Annotated in this window: 20 protein-coding genes; 10 read left to right on the forward strand and 10 right to left on the reverse strand. The window is 37.4% G+C overall.

Translation table 11 applies throughout. From position 1 onward, the window contains the following. Positions 1-60 precede the first annotated feature (60 nt). A complete protein-coding gene (locus HJC33_RS12630) occupies positions 61-1,107 on the reverse strand; it encodes an acyl-CoA reductase (protein WP_171659182.1) in 1,047 nt (348 codons plus the stop codon). A gap of 85 nt (positions 1,108-1,192) precedes the next feature. On the opposite strand from HJC33_RS12630, the gene HJC33_RS12635 reads away from it, so the two are divergent. The 6 genes from HJC33_RS12635 (at position 1,193) to HJC33_RS12655 (ending at position 8,864) form a co-directional block, all read left to right on the forward strand. Next, positions 1,193-1,546, forward strand: coding sequence for a 4Fe-4S dicluster domain-containing protein (locus HJC33_RS12635; RefSeq protein WP_171659183.1), 354 nt, complete (start codon positions 1,193-1,195; stop codon positions 1,544-1,546). A gap of 51 nt (positions 1,547-1,597) precedes the next feature. Continuing rightward, positions 1,598-1,726: a hypothetical protein gene (locus HJC33_RS17455; RefSeq protein ID WP_262888111.1), complete on the forward strand. Its 129-nt coding sequence runs from the start codon at positions 1,598-1,600 to the stop codon at positions 1,724-1,726. Positions 1,727-1,908: 182 nt separating this feature from the next. Beyond that, the gene (ychF, locus tag HJC33_RS12640) at positions 1,909-3,003 is read left to right on the forward strand and encodes a redox-regulated ATPase YchF (RefSeq protein WP_171659184.1); all 1,095 of its coding nucleotides are present in this window, start codon (positions 1,909-1,911) and stop codon (positions 3,001-3,003) included. A 331-nt stretch (positions 3,004-3,334) separates the two neighbouring features. Beyond that, positions 3,335-5,185 carry a DNA topoisomerase IV subunit B gene (locus HJC33_RS12645; protein ID WP_171659185.1) on the forward strand — a complete coding sequence of 617 codons (1,851 nt, stop codon included), beginning with the start codon at positions 3,335-3,337 and terminating at the stop codon, positions 5,183-5,185. 31 nt (positions 5,186-5,216) lie between these two features. After that, positions 5,217-7,832 carry a DNA gyrase/topoisomerase IV subunit A gene (locus tag HJC33_RS12650; protein WP_171659186.1) on the forward strand — a complete coding sequence of 872 codons (2,616 nt, stop codon included), beginning with the start codon at positions 5,217-5,219 and terminating at the stop codon, positions 7,830-7,832. A gap of 75 nt (positions 7,833-7,907) precedes the next feature. Next, positions 7,908-8,864: a sterol desaturase family protein gene (locus tag HJC33_RS12655; protein WP_171659187.1), complete on the forward strand. Its 957-nt coding sequence runs from the start codon at positions 7,908-7,910 to the stop codon at positions 8,862-8,864. A 3-nt stretch (positions 8,865-8,867) separates the two neighbouring features. On the opposite strand, the gene HJC33_RS12660 is transcribed toward HJC33_RS12655, so the two are convergent. The 3 genes from HJC33_RS12660 to HJC33_RS12670 are packed head-to-tail and all read right to left on the reverse strand — an operon-like array spanning position 8,868 to position 10,504. After that, the gene (locus tag HJC33_RS12660; protein WP_171659188.1) at positions 8,868-9,683 is read right to left on the reverse strand and encodes a TerC family protein; all 816 of its coding nucleotides are present in this window, start codon (positions 9,681-9,683) and stop codon (positions 8,868-8,870) included. A 2-nt stretch (positions 9,684-9,685) separates the two neighbouring features. Next, positions 9,686-10,063 carry a DNA topoisomerase IV gene (locus tag HJC33_RS12665; RefSeq protein WP_171659189.1) on the reverse strand — a complete coding sequence of 126 codons (378 nt, stop codon included), beginning with the start codon at positions 10,061-10,063 and terminating at the stop codon, positions 9,686-9,688. A gap of 45 nt (positions 10,064-10,108) precedes the next feature. Next, positions 10,109-10,504 carry a helix-turn-helix transcriptional regulator gene (locus tag HJC33_RS12670; protein WP_171659190.1) on the reverse strand — a complete coding sequence of 132 codons (396 nt, stop codon included), beginning with the start codon at positions 10,502-10,504 and terminating at the stop codon, positions 10,109-10,111. Positions 10,505-10,805: 301 nt separating this feature from the next. On the opposite strand from HJC33_RS12670, the gene HJC33_RS12675 reads away from it, so the two are divergent. The 3 genes from HJC33_RS12675 (at position 10,806) to HJC33_RS12685 (ending at position 13,024) form a co-directional block, all read left to right on the forward strand. Beyond that, positions 10,806-11,909 (forward strand): M14 family metallopeptidase, encoded by a 1,104-nt coding sequence (locus tag HJC33_RS12675; protein WP_216366701.1) that lies wholly within the window; start codon positions 10,806-10,808, stop codon positions 11,907-11,909. A gap of 101 nt (positions 11,910-12,010) precedes the next feature. Next, positions 12,011-12,490 carry an Lrp/AsnC family transcriptional regulator gene (locus tag HJC33_RS12680; protein WP_073176813.1) on the forward strand — a complete coding sequence of 160 codons (480 nt, stop codon included), beginning with the start codon at positions 12,011-12,013 and terminating at the stop codon, positions 12,488-12,490. A gap of 18 nt (positions 12,491-12,508) precedes the next feature. Next, positions 12,509-13,024, forward strand: a complete 516-nt coding sequence (locus tag HJC33_RS12685; RefSeq protein WP_171659191.1) for a DinB family protein — start codon at positions 12,509-12,511, stop codon at positions 13,022-13,024. Between the two features lie 8 nt (positions 13,025-13,032). Here HJC33_RS12685 and HJC33_RS12690 read toward each other — a convergent pair whose 3' ends face one another. Both HJC33_RS12690 and aroB read right to left on the reverse strand, forming a co-directional pair. Next, complete coding sequence (locus tag HJC33_RS12690) at positions 13,033-13,371, reverse strand: hypothetical protein (RefSeq protein WP_171659192.1); 339 nt, start codon at positions 13,369-13,371, stop codon at positions 13,033-13,035. 99 nt (positions 13,372-13,470) lie between these two features. Next, complete coding sequence (gene aroB, locus HJC33_RS12695) at positions 13,471-14,526, reverse strand: 3-dehydroquinate synthase (protein ID WP_171659193.1); 1,056 nt, start codon at positions 14,524-14,526, stop codon at positions 13,471-13,473. 91 nt (positions 14,527-14,617) lie between these two features. Here aroB and HJC33_RS12700 point away from each other — a divergent pair, with 91 nt between their 5' ends. Next, on the forward strand, positions 14,618-15,790 hold the full coding sequence (locus tag HJC33_RS12700; RefSeq protein WP_171659194.1) for a proline dehydrogenase family protein: 1,173 nt from the start codon (positions 14,618-14,620) through the stop codon (positions 15,788-15,790). Here HJC33_RS12700 and HJC33_RS12705 read toward each other — a convergent pair. The 4 genes from HJC33_RS12705 to HJC33_RS12720 all read right to left on the reverse strand — a co-directional run bounded on the left by HJC33_RS12705 (position 15,787) and on the right by HJC33_RS12720 (position 18,182). After that, positions 15,787-16,158, reverse strand: a complete 372-nt coding sequence (locus HJC33_RS12705) for a DUF4258 domain-containing protein (RefSeq protein WP_171659195.1) — start codon at positions 16,156-16,158, stop codon at positions 15,787-15,789. The genes HJC33_RS12700 and HJC33_RS12705 overlap by 4 nt on opposite strands. Before the next feature lie 5 nt (positions 16,159-16,163). After that, positions 16,164-17,363 carry an alanine dehydrogenase gene (locus tag HJC33_RS12710; RefSeq protein ID WP_171659196.1) on the reverse strand — a complete coding sequence of 400 codons (1,200 nt, stop codon included), beginning with the start codon at positions 17,361-17,363 and terminating at the stop codon, positions 16,164-16,166. A 45-nt stretch (positions 17,364-17,408) separates the two neighbouring features. Continuing rightward, positions 17,409-17,951: a hypothetical protein gene (locus HJC33_RS12715; protein WP_171659197.1), complete on the reverse strand. Its 543-nt coding sequence runs from the start codon at positions 17,949-17,951 to the stop codon at positions 17,409-17,411. Positions 17,952-18,044: 93 nt separating this feature from the next. Continuing rightward, positions 18,045-18,182 carry a hypothetical protein gene (locus HJC33_RS12720; protein ID WP_171659198.1) on the reverse strand — a complete coding sequence of 46 codons (138 nt, stop codon included), beginning with the start codon at positions 18,180-18,182 and terminating at the stop codon, positions 18,045-18,047. Positions 18,183-18,204: the final 22 nt, after the last annotated feature.

The raw sequence follows: 18,204 nt of genomic DNA on the forward strand, positions 1-18,204 counted from the left end.
CGGGGCAAAGGTCTTAAAAATTCTTTGATTACAATATGTTGGGATTTCAGGTAAAATTTATCAAAGCTGCAGCAAGAATTCCATCGTGTCCACAGCATCGGCATAATCATGCAATTGCGGTTTTTGGGTTTGTCCAAAGGCAATATCACCTTCAGATTCACCAGAAGCGACAATACACTGAATCGTATCGCTGTGTTTTTCCAATGAGCCTCTTAATTCACTCTCGGATTCATAATAGGAGTAAAACAATACTGAAATAGGGGAGGAAAACCCATCATCTTCTTTTAAGATGAGAAATCCATTATCCAAAATTTTAAAATCGCTCATCAAATAAACCGCTTTATTGTAATCATAATTGTTGGCGTATTTGTGCTGATTGATGATATCCTTGAAGTTAAAGATTGCTTCGTAGAGTGTACTTAAATCATAATCTTTTGGCACATATACTTTGGATACATTACGGCAACCCAATCCATAATATCTAAATATATCTTCTCCTAGTAAAGCCAATTGTGCTTTGGTTTCGTTTCCGGATAGAATCGCAACGGAACTTCTATTTTTTCGGATGATGTTGGGCTTTTTTCCAAAGTAATATTCAAAATAGCGACTTGTATTATTACTGCCCGTGGCGATGATAGCATCAAAACCTTCAAATTTACCATCAGTAAAATGTATTTTTTCTTTAAGCGAAGGCTCTTGCTGAAGCAGAAAGTCAGTTAAAAATGGGAGTAGCACTTTATCATTGGAAGAAAGTTTGACCAACACCTTATTCCCGGAAAAGAGAACACACAAAAAATCATGGAATCCAACTAGAGGGATGTTGCCTGCCATGACAATACCAATTGTTTTTGAAGGTCTATTTTGCTCTAAATTATATTTGGTAAGCCAATTGGTCAGGTTGGCTTCTGTGAGCAAAGTTGCCCATTCCTGTAGACAATACATGATGTTTTCCTTGGTAAACCATCCATTTTGCTGTTCTGCAATTCTGATTGTTTTATGGAAAACAACGAACTTTTCAGCATTGGAATCATTAACATTTTCACAAAATTCATCGATAAAACTTCCCAGTTTAACAAAAGCTTTCAATATGTGCTGGTAGCCCTTCATTATATTTGTACACTAATTTAGTAGGGTTTATTTTTGCCAAATGTAAGCATGCTGAAATAATTCAGCATAACTGAAAAAGAAAATTATGGCCATTATTATAACTGACGAATGTATCAACTGTGGGGCTTGCGAGCCAGAATGCCCCAATACAGCTATTTATGAAGGAGCGGACGAGTGGAGATACAGTGATGGTACCTCCTTGATCGGCGATGTTGTACTCCCAAACGGAAATGCAGTGAACGCTGATGATGTGCAAGAGCCTATCAGTGATGAAATCTATTATATTGCTCCGGACAAATGTACCGAGTGCATGGGCTTTCATGAAGAACCTCAATGTGCTGCTGTATGTCCGGTGGATTGCTGTGTGCCCGATGAGGACCGAGTAGAAACCGAAGATGAACTGTTGGGCAAACAACGCTTTATGCATCCAGATGGGTAACGAGTAAAAAACATGTAATTTAGCCCGGATCTCAATGGTTCGGGTTTTTTTATGGAAAAGAAAGAAAAAGAATATAATGGTTTTTGGAAACAGCTGGGCTGTATTCTTTCCTTGATTGCCATTTTAGGGATTATGGCAATTTTTGTTATTGGTTTTTATCTGTTGATCAACGGTTTTTAATCCGACATTACATCATGGCTATAGAAAACTTCAACTTATATTTGCACCCTTAAATGAGTTTTTAATCAGCAATGAACAAATAAGAGTCATCTCCAATCAATGATTTGGCACTTGAAATCTATTGTCTGACGTTTGTTTTCTGAAATCTCATATTCTAAAATCTAACATCTGAAATCTAGTTCATGAAAGCCGGTATTGTAGGATTGCCCAATGTGGGAAAATCAACCTTGTTCAATTGCTTATCCAATGCGAAGGCACAAAGTGCCAACTTCCCATTTTGTACCATAGAACCCAACATTGGAGTGGTCAACGTCCCTGACACCCGATTGGAAAAACTCGAAGAATTGGTAAATCCAGAACGGGTGATTCCGGCAACCGTTGAAATCGTGGACATCGCTGGATTGGTAAAAGGTGCCAGTAAAGGAGAAGGGTTGGGCAACCAATTTTTGGGCAATATTCGCGAAACCGATGCCATTCTTCATGTATTGCGCTGTTTCGATAATGATAACGTGGTGCACGTAGATGGTTCTGTAGACCCCATTCGAGATAAGGAAACTATAGATATGGAGCTACAGTTGAAGGATTTGGAGAGTGTGGAAAAGAAATTGGATAAGGTAAAACGTGCAGCCAAAACTGGAAACAAAGAAGCGCAAAAAGAAGAGGCAGTTCTAATACAATTAAAAGATGGACTGGAAGCTGGAACTTCGGTAAGAGCGATTGAAATTAGCGAAGATGACCGATTGGAGTTTGTAAAACCCCTTCAATTGATTACGGACAAACCCGTAATGTATGTTTGTAATGTGGACGAAGAATCGGCTGTTTCTGGGAATGCTTATGTTGAAAAAGTAAAAGAAGCGGTTGCTCAAGAAAATGCAGAGGTTATCTTTTTGGCAGTAGGTACAGAAGCTGATATTACAGAATTGGAAACCTACGAAGAGCGTCAAATGTTTTTAGAAGATTTAGGGCTTTCAGAACCAGGTTCCGCAAAATTGATTCGGGGAGCCTACAAACTTTTGGACTTGGAAACCTATTTTACCGCTGGTGTAAAAGAAGTACGGGCGTGGACCATTCCGGTTGGCGCAACTGCACCACAAGCTGCCGGGGTAATCCATACCGATTTTGAAAAAGGTTTTATCCGCGCAGAGGTCATTTCATATAACGACTACGTGCAACACGGTAGCGAATCCAAAGTAAAAGAAGCTGGGAGAATCCGTGTGGAAGGTAAAGAATATATTGTTCAAGACGGAGACGTGATGCATTTTAGGTTTAATGTCTAAGTATTTGCACAATACCCTTGATGCATTTTCAAATAATCTTGGAAAATTGCATCATGCCGAACCTGTTTCGGTATCCCATTATCCATTCATTGTCCGAAACACATAGAATGCGACCCTGAAATAAATTCAGGGTGACAAAAAGGATGCTCCATAATTAACATCACACGGATATTAAATACCTTTTCATTATTAAAATAATAAAATGCACTACGTGTTAGTGCCGTATATATAATTTCATTCTATATCAACACCTCTTGTTGATTACTTTCTTGGGTGATTACTTATATTTTTCTCCCTAAATTTTATATTAGCAAGGATTAACCCTTAACCAATGGCACAAACCCAATATACTGAGGATAATATTCGTTCGCTGGATTGGAAGGAGCATATCCGTATGCGTCCAGGAATGTATATTGGAAAATTGGGTGACGGTTCTTCTGCTGATGATGGTATCTATATTTTGCTCAAAGAGGTCATTGACAACTGTATTGATGAGTTTGTCATGGGTGCCGGTAAAACCATAGAAATCAACATAAAGGAAAATACCGTGCACGTGCGGGATTACGGCCGGGGCATTCCTTTGGGAAAAGTGGTTGATGTGGTCTCCAAAATGAATACTGGAGGAAAATACGATACCCGTGCCTTTAAAAAATCTGTTGGATTGAATGGGGTAGGGACAAAAGCAGTGAATGCATTGTCCACGTATTTTCGGGTTGAATCCAATAGGGATGGAAAATCCAAATCGGCCGAGTTTGAAATGGGCAACCTTACAAATGAAGATTTGGAAGACTCTTCCAGAAGGCGGGGAACTAAAGTCAGTTTTGTTCCGGATGAAACCATTTTCAAAAAATATAAATATCGAAATGAGTATGTAGAGCGCATGCTCAAAAACTATGTCTACCTAAATCCAGGACTCACCATTGTTTTTAATGGCGAAAAATTCCATTCAGAAAATGGATTGAAGGATTTATTGGAGGATAACAACAATTCAGAAGATTTTCTATACCCCATCATTCATTTGAAAGGTGAGGACATAGAAGTAGCCTTAACACATAGCAAGACCCAATATAGCGAGGAATACCATTCCTTTGTCAATGGTCAACATACTACCCAGGGCGGTACGCACCAAGCTGCTTTTAGGGAAGCTGTTGTTAAAACCATCAGGGATTTTTACGGTAAAAATTACGATGCTTCAGACATCAGAAAATCAATAATTTCAGCGGTTTCAATTAAAGTGATGGAGCCTGTTTTTGAAAGTCAGACCAAGACAAAATTAGGCTCTACGGATATGGGGGGCAACCTACCTACTGTTCGCACATACGTCAACGATTTTGTAGGTCGTTATTTGGATAACTATCTCCACAAAAATCCAGAAACCGCTGAAGCTTTACAACGCAAGATAGTTCAAGCTGAAAAAGAACGTAAAGAGCTTTCTGGCATACGAAAGTTGGCTCGCGAACGAGCTAAAAAAGCAAGCTTGCACAATAAAAAATTGAGGGATTGTCGTGTCCATCTACAGGATATGAAAAAAGACCGCAGATTGGAGACAACACTCTTTATTACTGAGGGTGATTCCGCTTCCGGATCCATTACCAAATCTCGAGATGTAAACACCCAGGCTGTGTTTAGCTTGCGTGGAAAACCCCTCAATTCCTACGGAATGTCCAAAAAGATTGTGTATGAAAATGAAGAATTCAATCTTTTGCAAGCAGCATTGAATATTGAGGAATCCATGGAGGATTTACGCTACAACAATATTGTAATTGCTACGGATGCTGATGTAGATGGAATGCACATTAGGCTTTTGCTGATTACGTTTTTCCTTCAATTTTTCCCAGAATTGATTAAGGAAAATCATCTGTACATTCTTCAAACTCCATTATTTCGGGTAAGGAACAAGAAGGAGACCATTTATTGTTACAGCGAAGAGGAAAAAAGAAATGCCATTAATAAGCTCACAGGAAAACCTGAAATAACCAGATTTAAGGGACTTGGTGAAATTTCACCAGATGAGTTCAAACATTTTATAGGTGACGATATCCGTTTAGAACCTGTTATGTTGGATAAAGCCATGAGTATTGACACCCTGTTGAAATTCTATATGGGTAAAAACACTCCCGATAGACAGGAATTTATCATCAACAACCTTAAAGTTGAACTTGATTTAATAGAAGAAAAATAACTTAAAATCAAATAAATAGATTTCCTTCTAGATGGAAGAGAACGAAGAATTGAATGAAGAAGGTTTAGAAAGCCAAGATACGCTCACCAAGGTGACCGGCATGTACAAGGACTGGTTTTTGGACTATGCCTCTTATGTGATTCTGGAACGTGCCGTTCCAGCCATTGAAGATGGATTCAAACCAGTTCAGCGTAGAATAATGCACGCTCTAAAAGAGCTGGATGATGGCCGCTACAACAAAGTTGCCAATGTTGTGGGCCACACCATGCAATATCATCCGCATGGGGACGCCAGTATTGCGGATGCCATGGTTCAAATTGGGCAAAAAGACCTGCTTATTGACACTCAAGGGAACTGGGGCAATATTTTGACAGGTGATGGGGCTGCTGCTTCTAGATATATTGAAGCCCGTCTTTCCAAATTCGCCTTGGATGTGGTCTACAGCCCAAAAATCACAGAATGGCAATTATCTTATGATGGCAGAAAAAAAGAACCTGTTAATCTCCCGGTTAAATTTCCTTTATTGCTGGCTCAAGGAGCAGAAGGGATTGCGGTTGGACTTTCAACAAAAATTCTTCCACATAACTTCAATGAACTTATTGATGCCTCCATCAAACATTTAAAGGGACAACGTTTTAAACTATTCCCTGACTTTCCAACCGCTGGCATTATAGATGTCACCAACTATAATGAAGGTATGAGAGGTGGAAAGATACGGGTTAGGGCCAAGATTTCCACTTTAGATAAAAATACACTGATTATCAATGAAATACCCTATGGAACCAATACTTCTTCTTTAATTGATTCCATCCTCAAAGCTAACGACAAGGGCAAAATCAAAATCAAAAAAATTGAGGACAATACGGCTGCGGAAGTAGAAATTTTGGTGCATTTACCCAGCGGCATATCTCCAGACAAAACTATAGATGCCCTATACGCCTTTACATCTTGTGAATCATCCATTTCGCCATTAGGGTGCATTATTGAAGACAACAAACCTTTGTTCATTGGCGTAAAAGAAATGTTAGAGCGTTCCACTGAGAATACCGTGGAAATGCTTAAAGCAGAACTTGAAATTCAATTAAGTGAATTAGAGGAACAGTGGCATTTTGCTTCTTTGGAACGTATCTTCATTGAGAATAGAATTTATCGGGATATTGAAGAAGAGGAAACATGGGAAGGGGTAATTGCGGCAATTGACAAGGGACTGAAACCACATGTCAAAAATCTAAAAAGAGCAGTAACCGAAGAAGACATTGTGCGCTTGACAGAAATTCGAATCAAACGAATCTCAAAGTTCGATATTGAAAAAGCACAACAGCTTATTGATAGTTTGGAAGAACGTATAGCAGAAACCAAACATCACCTGGAGCATTTGGTAGACTACGCCATTGATTACTTCAAAGAGCTAAAAAGGAAATATGGTAAAGGCCGCGAACGAAAATCTGAAATCAAGATTTTTGATGATATTGAAGCCACAAAAGTAGTCATACGAAATACCAAGCTTTACGTTAACAGAGAGGAAGGTTTCATTGGAACATCCCTTCGTAGAGATGAATATGTCACCGATTGTAGTGATATTGATGACATCATCGTTTTTACCAAAAAAGGAGAAATGATGGTCACCAAGGTTGACTCGAAAACCTTTATTGGAAAGCACATTATCCATGTTGGGGTCTTTAAAAAGAAAGATAGCCGCACCACTTACAATATGGTTTACAAAGACGGAAAAGGCGGCTCAAGTTATGTCAAGAGATTCAATGTGACCGGGGTGACTCGTGACAAAATTTATAATCTAGCTGGCACCAAAGCAAGCGCAGATGTGCTTTACTTCACTGCCAATCTCAATGGCGAAGCTGAAGTAATTACAGTAATGTTGAGGCAATCCGGAAGCATTAAAAAATTAAAATGGGATTTAGATTTTGCCGATGTTTTGATTAAAGGCAGAGCTTCCAAAGGAAACTTAGTTACAAAATATCCTGTAAAACGAATAGAACTCAAAGAAAAAGGAGTATCCACGCTTAAACCCCGAAAAATTTGGTTTGATGATGTGGTCAATAGATTGAATGTTGATGGAAGAGGAGAGTTGTTGGGTGATTTCAAAGGAGATGACTTATTATTGATAGTGGAACAAAGCGGAAAAGTGAAGACGATTCCGCCCGATTTGTTGACACGATTCAATGATGACATGATAGTTTTGGAAAAATGGAATCCGAAGAAACCTATTTCCGTGATACATTATGCAGGAGAAAAAGAACGGTATTACTTAAAAAGATTCTTGGTTGAAAATCCACAAAAGGAAGAATTGGTGATTTCTGAACATCCCAAATCTTTTATGGAATTAGTATCCACGGATTGGAGACCCTTAATTGAAATAGAATTTCCCAAACCAAGAGGAAAAGAAGCCAAACCAAATCAGCAAGTCGATATAGAAAATTTCATCGCCATTAAAGGCATTAAAGCCATTGGTAATCAGTTGACTGCAGAAAAAGTTAAAAACATCAATGCGTTGGAACCCTTACCTTTTGAAGAACCAGAAGAGCAAATTCCAGAAGAAATGGAAGTTGTGGATGAGGAATCCATAGACACGACTGATAACAATATAAACTTAAAAGATGAGAGTTCTGACCAAACCTCTTTGTTTTAATGCATTATTATACCTAGATTTAAAAACGACAATATTGTTGTAAATAACTAACCATCATAATATAACCTCATTTTTATGGATTTCACAAACCCGCTGGTATACGGCGTACCGGTCTTTATTGCTTTCATTCTAGTTGAACTGACGTATAGCAAAACGCACGGAGATGATCATTTATATAACTGGAAAGATTTAGCCGCAAGTGGATTCATGGGGGTAGGTTCTGCCATTTTAGGCCCATTATTCAAAGTAGTTTTTGCCATTGTACTTTTTGATTTGGTCTATGAATTTTGTAACCCTATGGTTGATGGTGTGCGACAAAACTTATTAGGATACCAATCTTTTGGTTTTGCTTGGTATGTTTGGTTGTTGTGTCAAATCGCAGACGATTTTACCTACTATTGGTTTCATAGGGCCAATCATGAGATAAGAATATTATGGGCTGCACATATTGTACACCATTCCTCTGATAATTATAACCTTGGCACCGCTGTTCGTAATGGATGGTTCACTATTTTATATAAACCTCTTTTTTATATGTGGATGCCAGCCATTGGTTTTCCACCAGAAATGGTTTTGATATGTTTGGGAATTGAAGCCCTTTGGCAATTTCAGTTACATTCAGTGTATATCCCAAAGTTGGGCTTTTTAGAAAAATTCATGAACACCCACACGATGCATCAAGTTCACCATGCCCAAAACGTGGAGTACTTGGATAAAAACCATGGTGGGTTCCTAAATATTTTTGATAAAATGTTCGGAACGTGGAAAGAACTCGATGATTCCATTGACGTAAAATATGGCGTTATTCATTCACCAGATTCGTACAATCCCATCGTTATCCTAACCCATGAATTCAAAGATATTTGGAACGACGTAAAGAAGTCGAGTAAACTTTCACACAAGTTCATGTATATTTTTGGCCCTCCAGGGTGGAGCCATGATGGAAGTACCATGACTGTAAAACAACAGCAAAAACACTTCAGAAAACAGAAAAAAATGAATCCAGAAATGGCCTATCAAAGACCAAACTAGAGATTATTTGTCTTCGGTCACATCTTGATGCCGTTCTTTATTTCTCTTCATTCGAAGATCTAAAAACTCCACCATTAAGGAGAAAGCAATAGCAAAATAAAGATACCCTTTAGGTATAGCACCTATCTCATTATCAAATATGACAAGGTGTGATAAGTGTGCCGCTTCTGTAATCAACATAAAACCAATCAGTATAAGAAATGATAATCCCAATACTTGAATTGAAGGGTGCTTATTTACAAATTCACCTACTGGGTTGGCAAACAACATCATAATAATTACAGAAGCCACAACGGCAATAATCATCAAAACAAGGGCGTCTGTTGGATTAGGTGAAATTCCATTTGTCATTCCAATAGCCGTAAGAATAGAATCAAAAGAAAAAACAATATTGATAACGGTTATCTGAACAATGGCATTGACCAAGGAAGATGATCTGGATTTAGTTACCTCCCGCTCATCGTGACCTCTATCCTCAACTTTTTCATGAATTTCCTTGGTGCTTTTGTACAGCAAGAAAATACCCCCTGCGAAAAGAATAAGTGCTTGCCAGCTTATGCCGCCTGTAACCCAAGATTCATCAATAACCCAAAATGGTTTTTTCATTCGGGTAAGCCACGTAATTCCAAACAATAGCAAAATACGCATACCCATTGCCAGAATCAACCCAAGATTTGTAGCTTTTCTTCGGTCTTTTTTTTCAAGTTTTCCAGCAGCAATGGAAATGAAAATAATATTATCGATACCGAGAATAATTTCCAAAAAAGTAAGCGTCAACAGTGCCATCCAGGCATCTGGACTTGTCAAAATTTCAAACATGGTTAGTGTATTTTATGTGCTGTTCCTTTAAATTTTTTCGTATCGCCAATAGCGTTATATTCAAAAGTATAAGAAGAATCGGTTGTAGTCAATATTTTTATATGGATTGATTTCTCCTCTGCCTTATTCTTTGGATTAATATTCTTTAGGACGTACTCACAATCATTGATCCAACGAACAGAAGAGGTATCTTGTTTCCCCTCATAATAATCTATTTCTCTTTCCAAGGTCCGTATAAAAGTGGTAATTTTTTCTTCCCCATCAATTATTGTGGAAAAAGAAAACTCACCAGTTTTAAAATCGCTACAGTTGCGTTGAGGAGGATTTTGACAAGCCCAAAAAGCAAAGAAAACTAACCCTAAGAAATAAAATTTGGTCATGTTTGCAAAGTAAGGGGAAAGAAATGGATTTGGAATAACGCACAATTATTTTTTTGTTTCGAAAGATTCAAAAGTACCGTCTCCATAGAAAAGTAGAACACGTACAGGTTGCTTATTTGAGTTTATAGATATTTCAGGCGTATGATTTTCTGGTTCTTGCTGCTTTGATGCTAACGTATCTTCATCAAAATTAAGAGTGGGGGCATGCATTGTATTTTTCAAAGCAGGAAAACTTCCTTTGCCTTCCAGCAACCAATACAAATTAACCTCTGGATAAGCTTTAATCAATTTCATCACAAAATCCAAACTGGGTTTGTTTCTGCCACTGAGCAAATGAGACACACTAGATCGTTGTACTCCAATCTGATCGGCAAAAGAAGAAACAGACAAATCATAATGTCCAATAATCGACTTGATCCTAGCTACTATAGTATTGTTCACAAATGTAAATTATATGTTCATAAAGTTAACCATTAATAATTGCATTTATGAGGTGATATCAAAAATTTGTTATCAACATACTTAAATCACCGTAGTAGTTAACATAAGCTTATATCCTTATTATTAACAAGTAAATAAAACGACATAGATAAATCTAATACGAGTTTTAAGGATGTAATATCACTCAGATTAATGTAGCACAAGAACGTTACAGATGTAATATGCAAGTAGAAATTAGTTAATTACAATTGTAACCTGACTATAGTTTACTTTTGTAATCAAAATCAAAAAAGATAGTTATTTGAATTATTCAACCTATAGACATCATTCAGTACAAGGAAGGTATGTTTCGCCGAGAATTCTATTTGAAAAGTGGTTAGGTCATTTAAACGGACCTACCATAAAGGTTGTGGGAAAATCTGTTGAGGAAAGACCAATCCATAGTATAACTTTAGGAAATGGAATAAAGCGGGTTTTAATGTGGTCTCAAATGCATGGGAACGAGTCCACGACCACCAAAGCCGTTATGGATCTTATCAACTTTTTAGGGAGTAATAACCCTTTGTCAAATACTATAATTGATAACTGCACTCTTTGTATTATTCCAATGTTGAATCCTGATGGTTCCAACGCATACACACGCGTAAACGCCAATCAGGTTGACCTTAATAGGGATGCAAAAAATCAAACCCAACCTGAAAGTAAAGTCTTAAGGGAAATTTTCGACACATTTGAGCCTGATTTTTGTCTTAATCTGCATGGCCAAAGAACTCTTTTTAGTGCTGGTAATACAGATAAACCAGCAACCGTTTCATTTTTATCGCCTTCGAGCAATCCAGAACGAGATATTACACCAGCAAGAGAGGTTGCCATGAAATTAATTGTGGCAATGTCCCAAAATCTGCAATCTTTGATTCCGGGACAAATTGGAAGATACGACGACTCCTTTAATGACAATTGTGTCGGAGATACTTTTCAAATGATGAATGTGCCTACCATTCTTTTTGAAGCAGGACACCATCCAAAAGATTATGAGCGCGAAAAAACACGGGAGTATATTTTTCAATCCTTGGTAGAATGTCTTAAGACCATTGCTATGGACAAAATAGATGAATTTGAAACCTCTCACTATTTTGATATTCCAGAAAATCAAAAGCTGTTTTATGACATTTTCGTGAAAAGTCCTCACATGGTCAATCCAAAACTTAGCAGCGAAGCGCAAATAGGAATAAGTTATAGGGAGGAATTAAATGAAAATACGATTCAATTTATCCCTGAAATTGCAGCTGTTGGAAATCTTAAGGGTAAGTACGGACATGAATATTTGAATTGTAGTAAGCCAGAGGATTTTAAAGCCTTGGTTTCCAAGGAAGAAATACTTGAGTTGGTCCGTGAAGCGAAATAACAACTATGTTTTTAATTATTTCTTGCGTTTTATTTAAAAAAAAAGCATTTTTATTACGTAAATTTTCTTAATTAACTAATTTTGCTGAAAATTTCAATAGTATGAGCAAAGTAAAACTAGACGAAATCGACCACCAGATTCTGGATATGTTGATTGACAATACCCGAACCCCTTTTACCGATATTGCCAAAAAGTTGTTGATTTCGGCTGGTACTGTACATGTTAGGGTAAAGAAAATGGAAGAATCAGGGATAATCAAAGGGTCTTCATTGACTTTGGATTATGTGAAACTGGGTTATTCTTTCATCGCTTATGTAGGTATCTTTTTGGAAAAGACCCATCAAACCAAGTTTGTTTTGGAGCGTCTTAACCAAATACCATATGTTACCGTAGCGCACATTACAACAGGAAAGTTCAATATCTTTTGTAAGATCAGGGCAAGAGATACAACACACGCTAAGAATATTATCTTTAAAATAGATGACATTGATGGTATTTCTAGAACTGAGACTATGATTTCATTGGAGGAAAGCATCAACGACAAAAAACGTCTGATGCACACCATTTTCAATGAATTGTAAAAAGCGGTTTCAATAGAGATGAAACGTTCTGATTTACAGACATCGGAATATAATCCCTTCTATCACAACTATATCCTTGCTTTAGGTGATATTACCCTAAAGCAAGGATTGGTAGATGGAAGGGATGAATTTTTAAAGCTCCTGGATAGCATTCCTGATAGCAAAATGACCTTTGCTTATGCAGCGGACAAATGGACTTTGGCAGAACTACTCATACACATCATTGATACAGAAAGGGTATTTCAATATAGGGCCTTGCGTTTTGCAAGAAATGATAGGACGCCCTTACCAGGTTTTGAGCAGAATGATTATGTTCCGAACAGCGGAGCTGATTCAAGAACTAAAAAAAATATTGTTGAGGAGTATAAAGCTGTAAGGGAATCTACCATTGTCTTATTCAATACTTTTGACGAGAAAGCCCTTAAAAGGGCTGGAGTTGCCAGCGGTTCGGACATGAGTACTAGAGCAATGGGGTTTGTCATCTGTGGACACCAGGCCCATCACCTAAAAATTATTCGAGAACGATATCTTTGATGTAAAGTCTAGTAAATATTTTCGTCCTCTTGCTCGTTATCGGTCTCAAAGTCAGATTCATTCATTTGAGATTCATTTTCATCTAAAACAGCTTCTTTTGCAAGACCTTTGTCCAATTCCTTTTCAATATTTTCTTCAAAGTTGGAAATGAAATTGGAAAGGCTTTTACTGATTTTCACCAAATATATAGCTTCTTCAGTCCTTACTTCAACTGCTTCAATAAGTTCTCCATTTGGTTTTTTTAGAGTGATGATATCGTCATCCCCATAACCGTATGGGTAAGAATCAATCAAAACCGCAGCAGTTTTGTGATCTAGTTTTTTGTAATCGATAAGTATGCGTTTCATAGTGGATGGTGTTATTTTTGATTTCCATCCTAAACTATACATTTTTGGATTTGGTATTTCCAAAGAGTTGTAAACGCTACATTTTAGTATACGTAGTTCTTATTCTTTGTAGTAAGCAAATGCCTTGTTGAAAAGTTCCTCAGGGACTTTAACATCTGTAACTGCCTCTCCTATAGATTGCAACAGCACAAAATTGATGTCGCCATGAGAGTTTTTTTTGTCATACTTAAGAAGTTTAAGAATAGCATCAATATCATCAGTATCAAACTCAACTCTTTCAAAATAATTAAGAAAAGTGTGCTTGATGTCTTGCAGGGAAAGTTTTGACAAGCCTTTGAGTTCATGTGATAAATAACCTTCCAAAATCATTCCGATAGCAATAGCCTCACCATGAAGCAAAGTTTTTTTGTCCGGATTTTCCAAGAAATAAGATTCTATGGCATGCCCTAAAGTATGTCCGAAATTCAAAATTTTGCGCAATCCTTTTTCAGTAGGATCCTGCAGTACCACATCATTTTTAATTGCAATGGACTTTTGAATGAATGCTGCATTGGCATATTGATCTGCTTCCTTTAGATCCTCCCAATAATTGCTATCCTTTATAAGGCCATGCTTGAGCATCTCGGCATAACCGCTGTTTACCTGCCTTGGATCAAGGGTTTTTAGGAATTCTGGGAAAATCAAGACCATTTGAGGTTGATTGATGACCCCAATTTGATTTTTTAAACTTCCTAAATCTACCCCCGTTTTTCCACCTATGGATGCGTCGACCATGGAAAGTAACGTAGTGGGCACATTGATAAAATCTATGCCCCTTTTAAAAGTAGAGGCAACAAAACCTCCCATGTCAGTCAGTACACCACCACCAAGATTGATCAGAAGACTTTTTCTGTCACCATCATAATTGGAAAGTTCCTCCCATAATTGCAGGCAAGTGGAAATATTTTTGTTCTCTTCCCCAGACTTGATCTCTAAAATTTGATCCACATTAGAATCAAGTATGTCTTGGAATATTGGGAGACACAATTTTTTGGTGTTTTCATCCACCAATAAAAAAACTTTGGAGTACTGATTTTTGGTTATATGTTGTCTGAGGGCAGCTACAGCCAACTCCTCTAAATGTACGTCGTAAGCGTGGGATTTAACAGAATCCATAATTCAATTTGAAACACAAAATAAAGACTATTTTTATAGATAATCTTCTAGCATACCTACTTATATTTGATTCTTTAAAAGATTTGTAATAATGCACCCAAATTTTGAGGATACCGCAATTGCGTTTCAGTTAAAAACCGATTCTGAGCTTGAACGTGCCTACTTTTTATTCAAATTGATTGCCAATGAACCATTGGTAAGGATAGGAACTGCGGTCACCAATTTTGCAATTAAGGCACACCTTCCCATTGAAGGATTGATAAGAGCCACTGTATTTGACCATTTTTGCGGTGGGGTCAATGAAGAAGACTGTTTACCTATTATTGCCAAAATGTACGAAAAAGGAGTTTCCTCCATTTTGGACTATTCTGTTGAAGGAAAAGAGATTGAAAACCAGTTTGATTTTGCATTGCATAAAACTTTGGAGGTTTTGGACTTTGTAAAAGAAAAAGATGCCATGCCTTTTGCGGTGTTTAAACCCACTGGTTTTGGACGCTTTGCTTTGTATGAAAAACTTAGCTCTGGTGAAAAATTAAATGATAATGAAGCCGCAGAATTGGAAAGAGTACTTAATAGATACGACCAGGTATGCAAAAAAGCATATGATTTGGATGTGGCTTTGTTAATTGATGCTGAAGAAAGTTGGATGCAAGATGCTGCAGACGATTTAGCCTTTCAAATGATGCGAAAATACAACAAGAAAAAGGCCGTGGTCTTCAATACCATTCAAATGTACCGTTGGGATAGAATGGAATACCTGAGGGAACTATATGAAACAGCAAGTTTGGAAAAATTCAAAATTGGATTGAAAGTTGTTCGCGGTGCCTATATGGAGAAGGAAAATAAAAGGGCAGAGGAACTTGGTTATAAAAGCCCAATTTGTGCGTCCAAAAAAGAAACAGACGAAAATTTTGATGCTGCTGTGGAATATATCATGGGTCATTTAGGCCAGATTTCAATATTTGCAGGGACCCATAATGAAGAAAGTAGTTTAAAGCTTGTAAATTTTATGCAAGCTAAAAACTTGGAAGTGAACCATCCAAATATCTGGTTCGGACAACTTTTTGGCATGAGTGACCACATAACATTTAACCTAGCGGAAAATGGATTCAATGTTGCCAAGTATGTACCCTATGGACCAGTAAAGGATGTTATGCCATATTTAATAAGAAGAGCAGAGGAAAATACTTCGGTTGCCGGACAGACCACAAGAGAACTGGGATTGCTTCAAACTGAAAAAAAACGGAGGGAAGAAAGTAGCTAATCCCGAATAACGCTCTCAGCAATAACCTTTGATTCACAATTTTTCATAATTAGAACTAAATTCTTACCATCCTGCTCTTTTGAAACATGATAGGTTTTACAAGGTTTTGATTTTGTGTCACTTTCCCCGAAATCAATATCCCCATCCTGAAGAAAAGATTGTATAAGTAACGTATCTTGATAGGTTAATGGGAGTTCCTCCCCAAACACCAATGGTTTTGAGCGCATGTCCTTAAGTACCCTGCAATTTGGAAAATAGCAAAACTCAATGCCATTTTCACCTCCTTTTTTCTTTAGAAAAAAAACTAAAAAAACAACACCTATGGATAGTCCTACTAAGTACCATCCCAATCGTCGTAAAAAAGCCATTTATATCAAAAAATAAGAAAATTAATATCGCTATAGTTCAATCCGAACCAATCACCTACAGATTTATTGGTCAAAATACCATGATACATGTACAATCCATTGCGCAGGCCTTTATCAAACCTAAGTGAATGTTCTAAGCCCCCATCTTCTCCGATTTTCAGTAAATAAGGTGTAAAAATATTGCTTATAGATATTGAAGAAGTTCTAGGGTATCTTGAAGGAATATTGGGGACCCCATAATGGATCACACCAAATTTTTCCACTGTGGGTTTATTATGACTGGTGATTTCTGAGGTTTCAAAACAGCCACCCATATCAATACTTACATCTATAATGACAGCTCCCTTCTTCATATTTTCAACCATACCACTTGAAACTACAACAGGAGAACGATCCTTACCGCGAGTTGCGCCAATGGCAACATCACAACGTTTTAGCGCCTTCAAAAGATTTTTTGGTTGTATGGTTGATGTGTAAATGGTTCTATTAAGATTGGTCTGGAGGTTTCTTAGTTTAGTAATGGAATTATCAAACACTTTTATATTGGCACCTAGGCCTAATGCCGAGCGTGAGGCAAATTCCCCAACTGTGCCAGCACCAATAATTACAACTTCAACAGGAGGTACACCACTGATATTACCAAACATTAAACCATTGCCTTGATTGGTAGCCGCCATAAGTTCCGAAGCTATAAGTATGGATGAAATCCCGGCAATTTCACTCAAGGAACGAACGGCTGGATAATTACCGTCTTCATCCCTGATATATTCAAATGCCACGGCTGTCAATCTTTTTTTGGCCATGGCTTCAAAATACTCTTTGTTCTGTGTCTTTATCTGTAATGCAGAGATAATTATGGTCTGCGGATTCAGTAAATCAATTTCAGAAAGGGTAGGGGGCTCTACCTTAAGTACAATTGGACATGAAAAAACCTTTTTAATGTCCCTGGTAATTTCGGCACCGGCAGTTGTATAATCCATATCCGAAAAATTGGCCCCGTCACCGGCCCCAGATTCAATAAGCACTCTGTGTCCATGAGCAGTAATTGCATTTACAGCATCTGGCGTAAGACATATACGTTTTTCTTGGTATTGGTTCTCTTTGGGAATGCCAATAAAAAGCTCCCCCTTCTGTTTGAGGATTTCCAAAGTTTCTTCTTGGGGTAAAAGCTGTTGTTTACTAAACGGGGAAGATGGCTGGTTCATACAATGTAAAATGTAAGTGCCCGTTGAAAGGGATCAAAAACAAATTTACATTTTTTTTGAAAGGGTGTGGTGGCGTTGCTCCAGTTTCTCCCTTTCTTTACGTAGTTCTTCTTTTTCCTTAAGGATTTGCAATTCAGTATCCATAGAGTCCAAATCGATGCCATGAACGTGTTTATCAAATAACTTTATCCGTACAAAATATACAACCGGTACTATTACCATGGTAACAGCTACAACGTAGAGGACCTCATTTTCATCTACTTTAACAGAGTCAGAAGTAAATGCAGAATATAGCTGAAATCCATACATAGCGATAGGAATCAGTATGGCATGGTACCACCAATTTTTGCATGTTACGAACCAAAAAATCAAAAGAACTAAAGGGACTAGTTTTGTTAGGTAATAATAAAGTGCGGTTCCTGCATCAGCAAAACCATTTGCACTTATAGTAAAAAATAGAAAGCTAATGTTCTCCTCTCCATCTGAAACATATTTATGCGAATAGAAAATAATGGGTGTCAATGCTATGATCAAAGCCAGAAATCCTTCTATTATCAGCTTGGTTCTAATTGTTTTTCTCTCCTTCATGGTATTAGCATAACTGCAAATGCCAAGATTTATTGTAATAAAAAAAGCCCTTCCAAAAGAAAGGGCTTGTTGAAAAGTTAAAATTGTTAGGAATTACTTCTCTCTAACAATCTTCTTCTTGTCAATTTGAACTGTTTGGTCTTGGTCAACCTTAATTACGTCAGTAGAAACTGCAGTCATAGCCAAGAAACCAATAGCCAATAATCCAAAAAATAGTCTTTTAGTGTTCATCGTAAAAGAGTTTTTGGTTAAT

The sequence above is a fragment of the Flagellimonas amphidinii genome (genome assembly GCF_013090115.1).
GTDB classification, from domain to species: Bacteria; Bacteroidota; Bacteroidia; order Flavobacteriales; family Flavobacteriaceae; genus Flagellimonas; species Flagellimonas amphidinii.

What these genes read in the sequence shown, in the direction of transcription:
- HJC33_RS12630 (WP_171659182.1), bottom strand. Translation starts at nt 1,107, where the DNA reads ATGAAGGGCTACCAGCACATATTGAAAGCTTTTGTTAAACTGGGAAGT.
- HJC33_RS12635 (WP_171659183.1), top strand. Translation starts at nt 1,193, where the DNA reads ATGGCCATTATTATAACTGACGAATGTATCAACTGTGGGGCTTGCGAG.
- HJC33_RS17455 (WP_262888111.1), top strand. Translation starts at nt 1,598, where the DNA reads ATGGAAAAGAAAGAAAAAGAATATAATGGTTTTTGGAAACAGCTGGGC.
- ychF (WP_171659184.1), top strand. Translation starts at nt 1,909, where the DNA reads ATGAAAGCCGGTATTGTAGGATTGCCCAATGTGGGAAAATCAACCTTG.
- HJC33_RS12645 (WP_171659185.1), top strand. Translation starts at nt 3,335, where the DNA reads ATGGCACAAACCCAATATACTGAGGATAATATTCGTTCGCTGGATTGG.
- HJC33_RS12650 (WP_171659186.1), top strand. Translation starts at nt 5,217, where the DNA reads ATGGAAGAGAACGAAGAATTGAATGAAGAAGGTTTAGAAAGCCAAGAT.
- HJC33_RS12655 (WP_171659187.1), top strand. Translation starts at nt 7,908, where the DNA reads ATGGATTTCACAAACCCGCTGGTATACGGCGTACCGGTCTTTATTGCT.
- HJC33_RS12660 (WP_171659188.1), bottom strand. Translation starts at nt 9,683, where the DNA reads ATGTTTGAAATTTTGACAAGTCCAGATGCCTGGATGGCACTGTTGACG.
- HJC33_RS12665 (WP_171659189.1), bottom strand. Translation starts at nt 10,063, where the DNA reads ATGACCAAATTTTATTTCTTAGGGTTAGTTTTCTTTGCTTTTTGGGCT.
- HJC33_RS12680 (WP_073176813.1), top strand. Translation starts at nt 12,011, where the DNA reads ATGAGCAAAGTAAAACTAGACGAAATCGACCACCAGATTCTGGATATG.
- HJC33_RS12685 (WP_171659191.1), top strand. Translation starts at nt 12,509, where the DNA reads ATGAAACGTTCTGATTTACAGACATCGGAATATAATCCCTTCTATCAC.
- HJC33_RS12690 (WP_171659192.1), bottom strand. Translation starts at nt 13,371, where the DNA reads ATGAAACGCATACTTATCGATTACAAAAAACTAGATCACAAAACTGCT.
- aroB (WP_171659193.1), bottom strand. Translation starts at nt 14,526, where the DNA reads ATGGATTCTGTTAAATCCCACGCTTACGACGTACATTTAGAGGAGTTG.
- HJC33_RS12700 (WP_171659194.1), top strand. Translation starts at nt 14,618, where the DNA reads ATGCACCCAAATTTTGAGGATACCGCAATTGCGTTTCAGTTAAAAACC.
- HJC33_RS12705 (WP_171659195.1), bottom strand. Translation starts at nt 16,158, where the DNA reads ATGGCTTTTTTACGACGATTGGGATGGTACTTAGTAGGACTATCCATA.
- HJC33_RS12710 (WP_171659196.1), bottom strand. Translation starts at nt 17,363, where the DNA reads ATGAACCAGCCATCTTCCCCGTTTAGTAAACAACAGCTTTTACCCCAA.
- HJC33_RS12715 (WP_171659197.1), bottom strand. Translation starts at nt 17,951, where the DNA reads ATGAAGGAGAGAAAAACAATTAGAACCAAGCTGATAATAGAAGGATTT.
- HJC33_RS12720 (WP_171659198.1), bottom strand. Translation starts at nt 18,182, where the DNA reads ATGAACACTAAAAGACTATTTTTTGGATTATTGGCTATTGGTTTCTTG.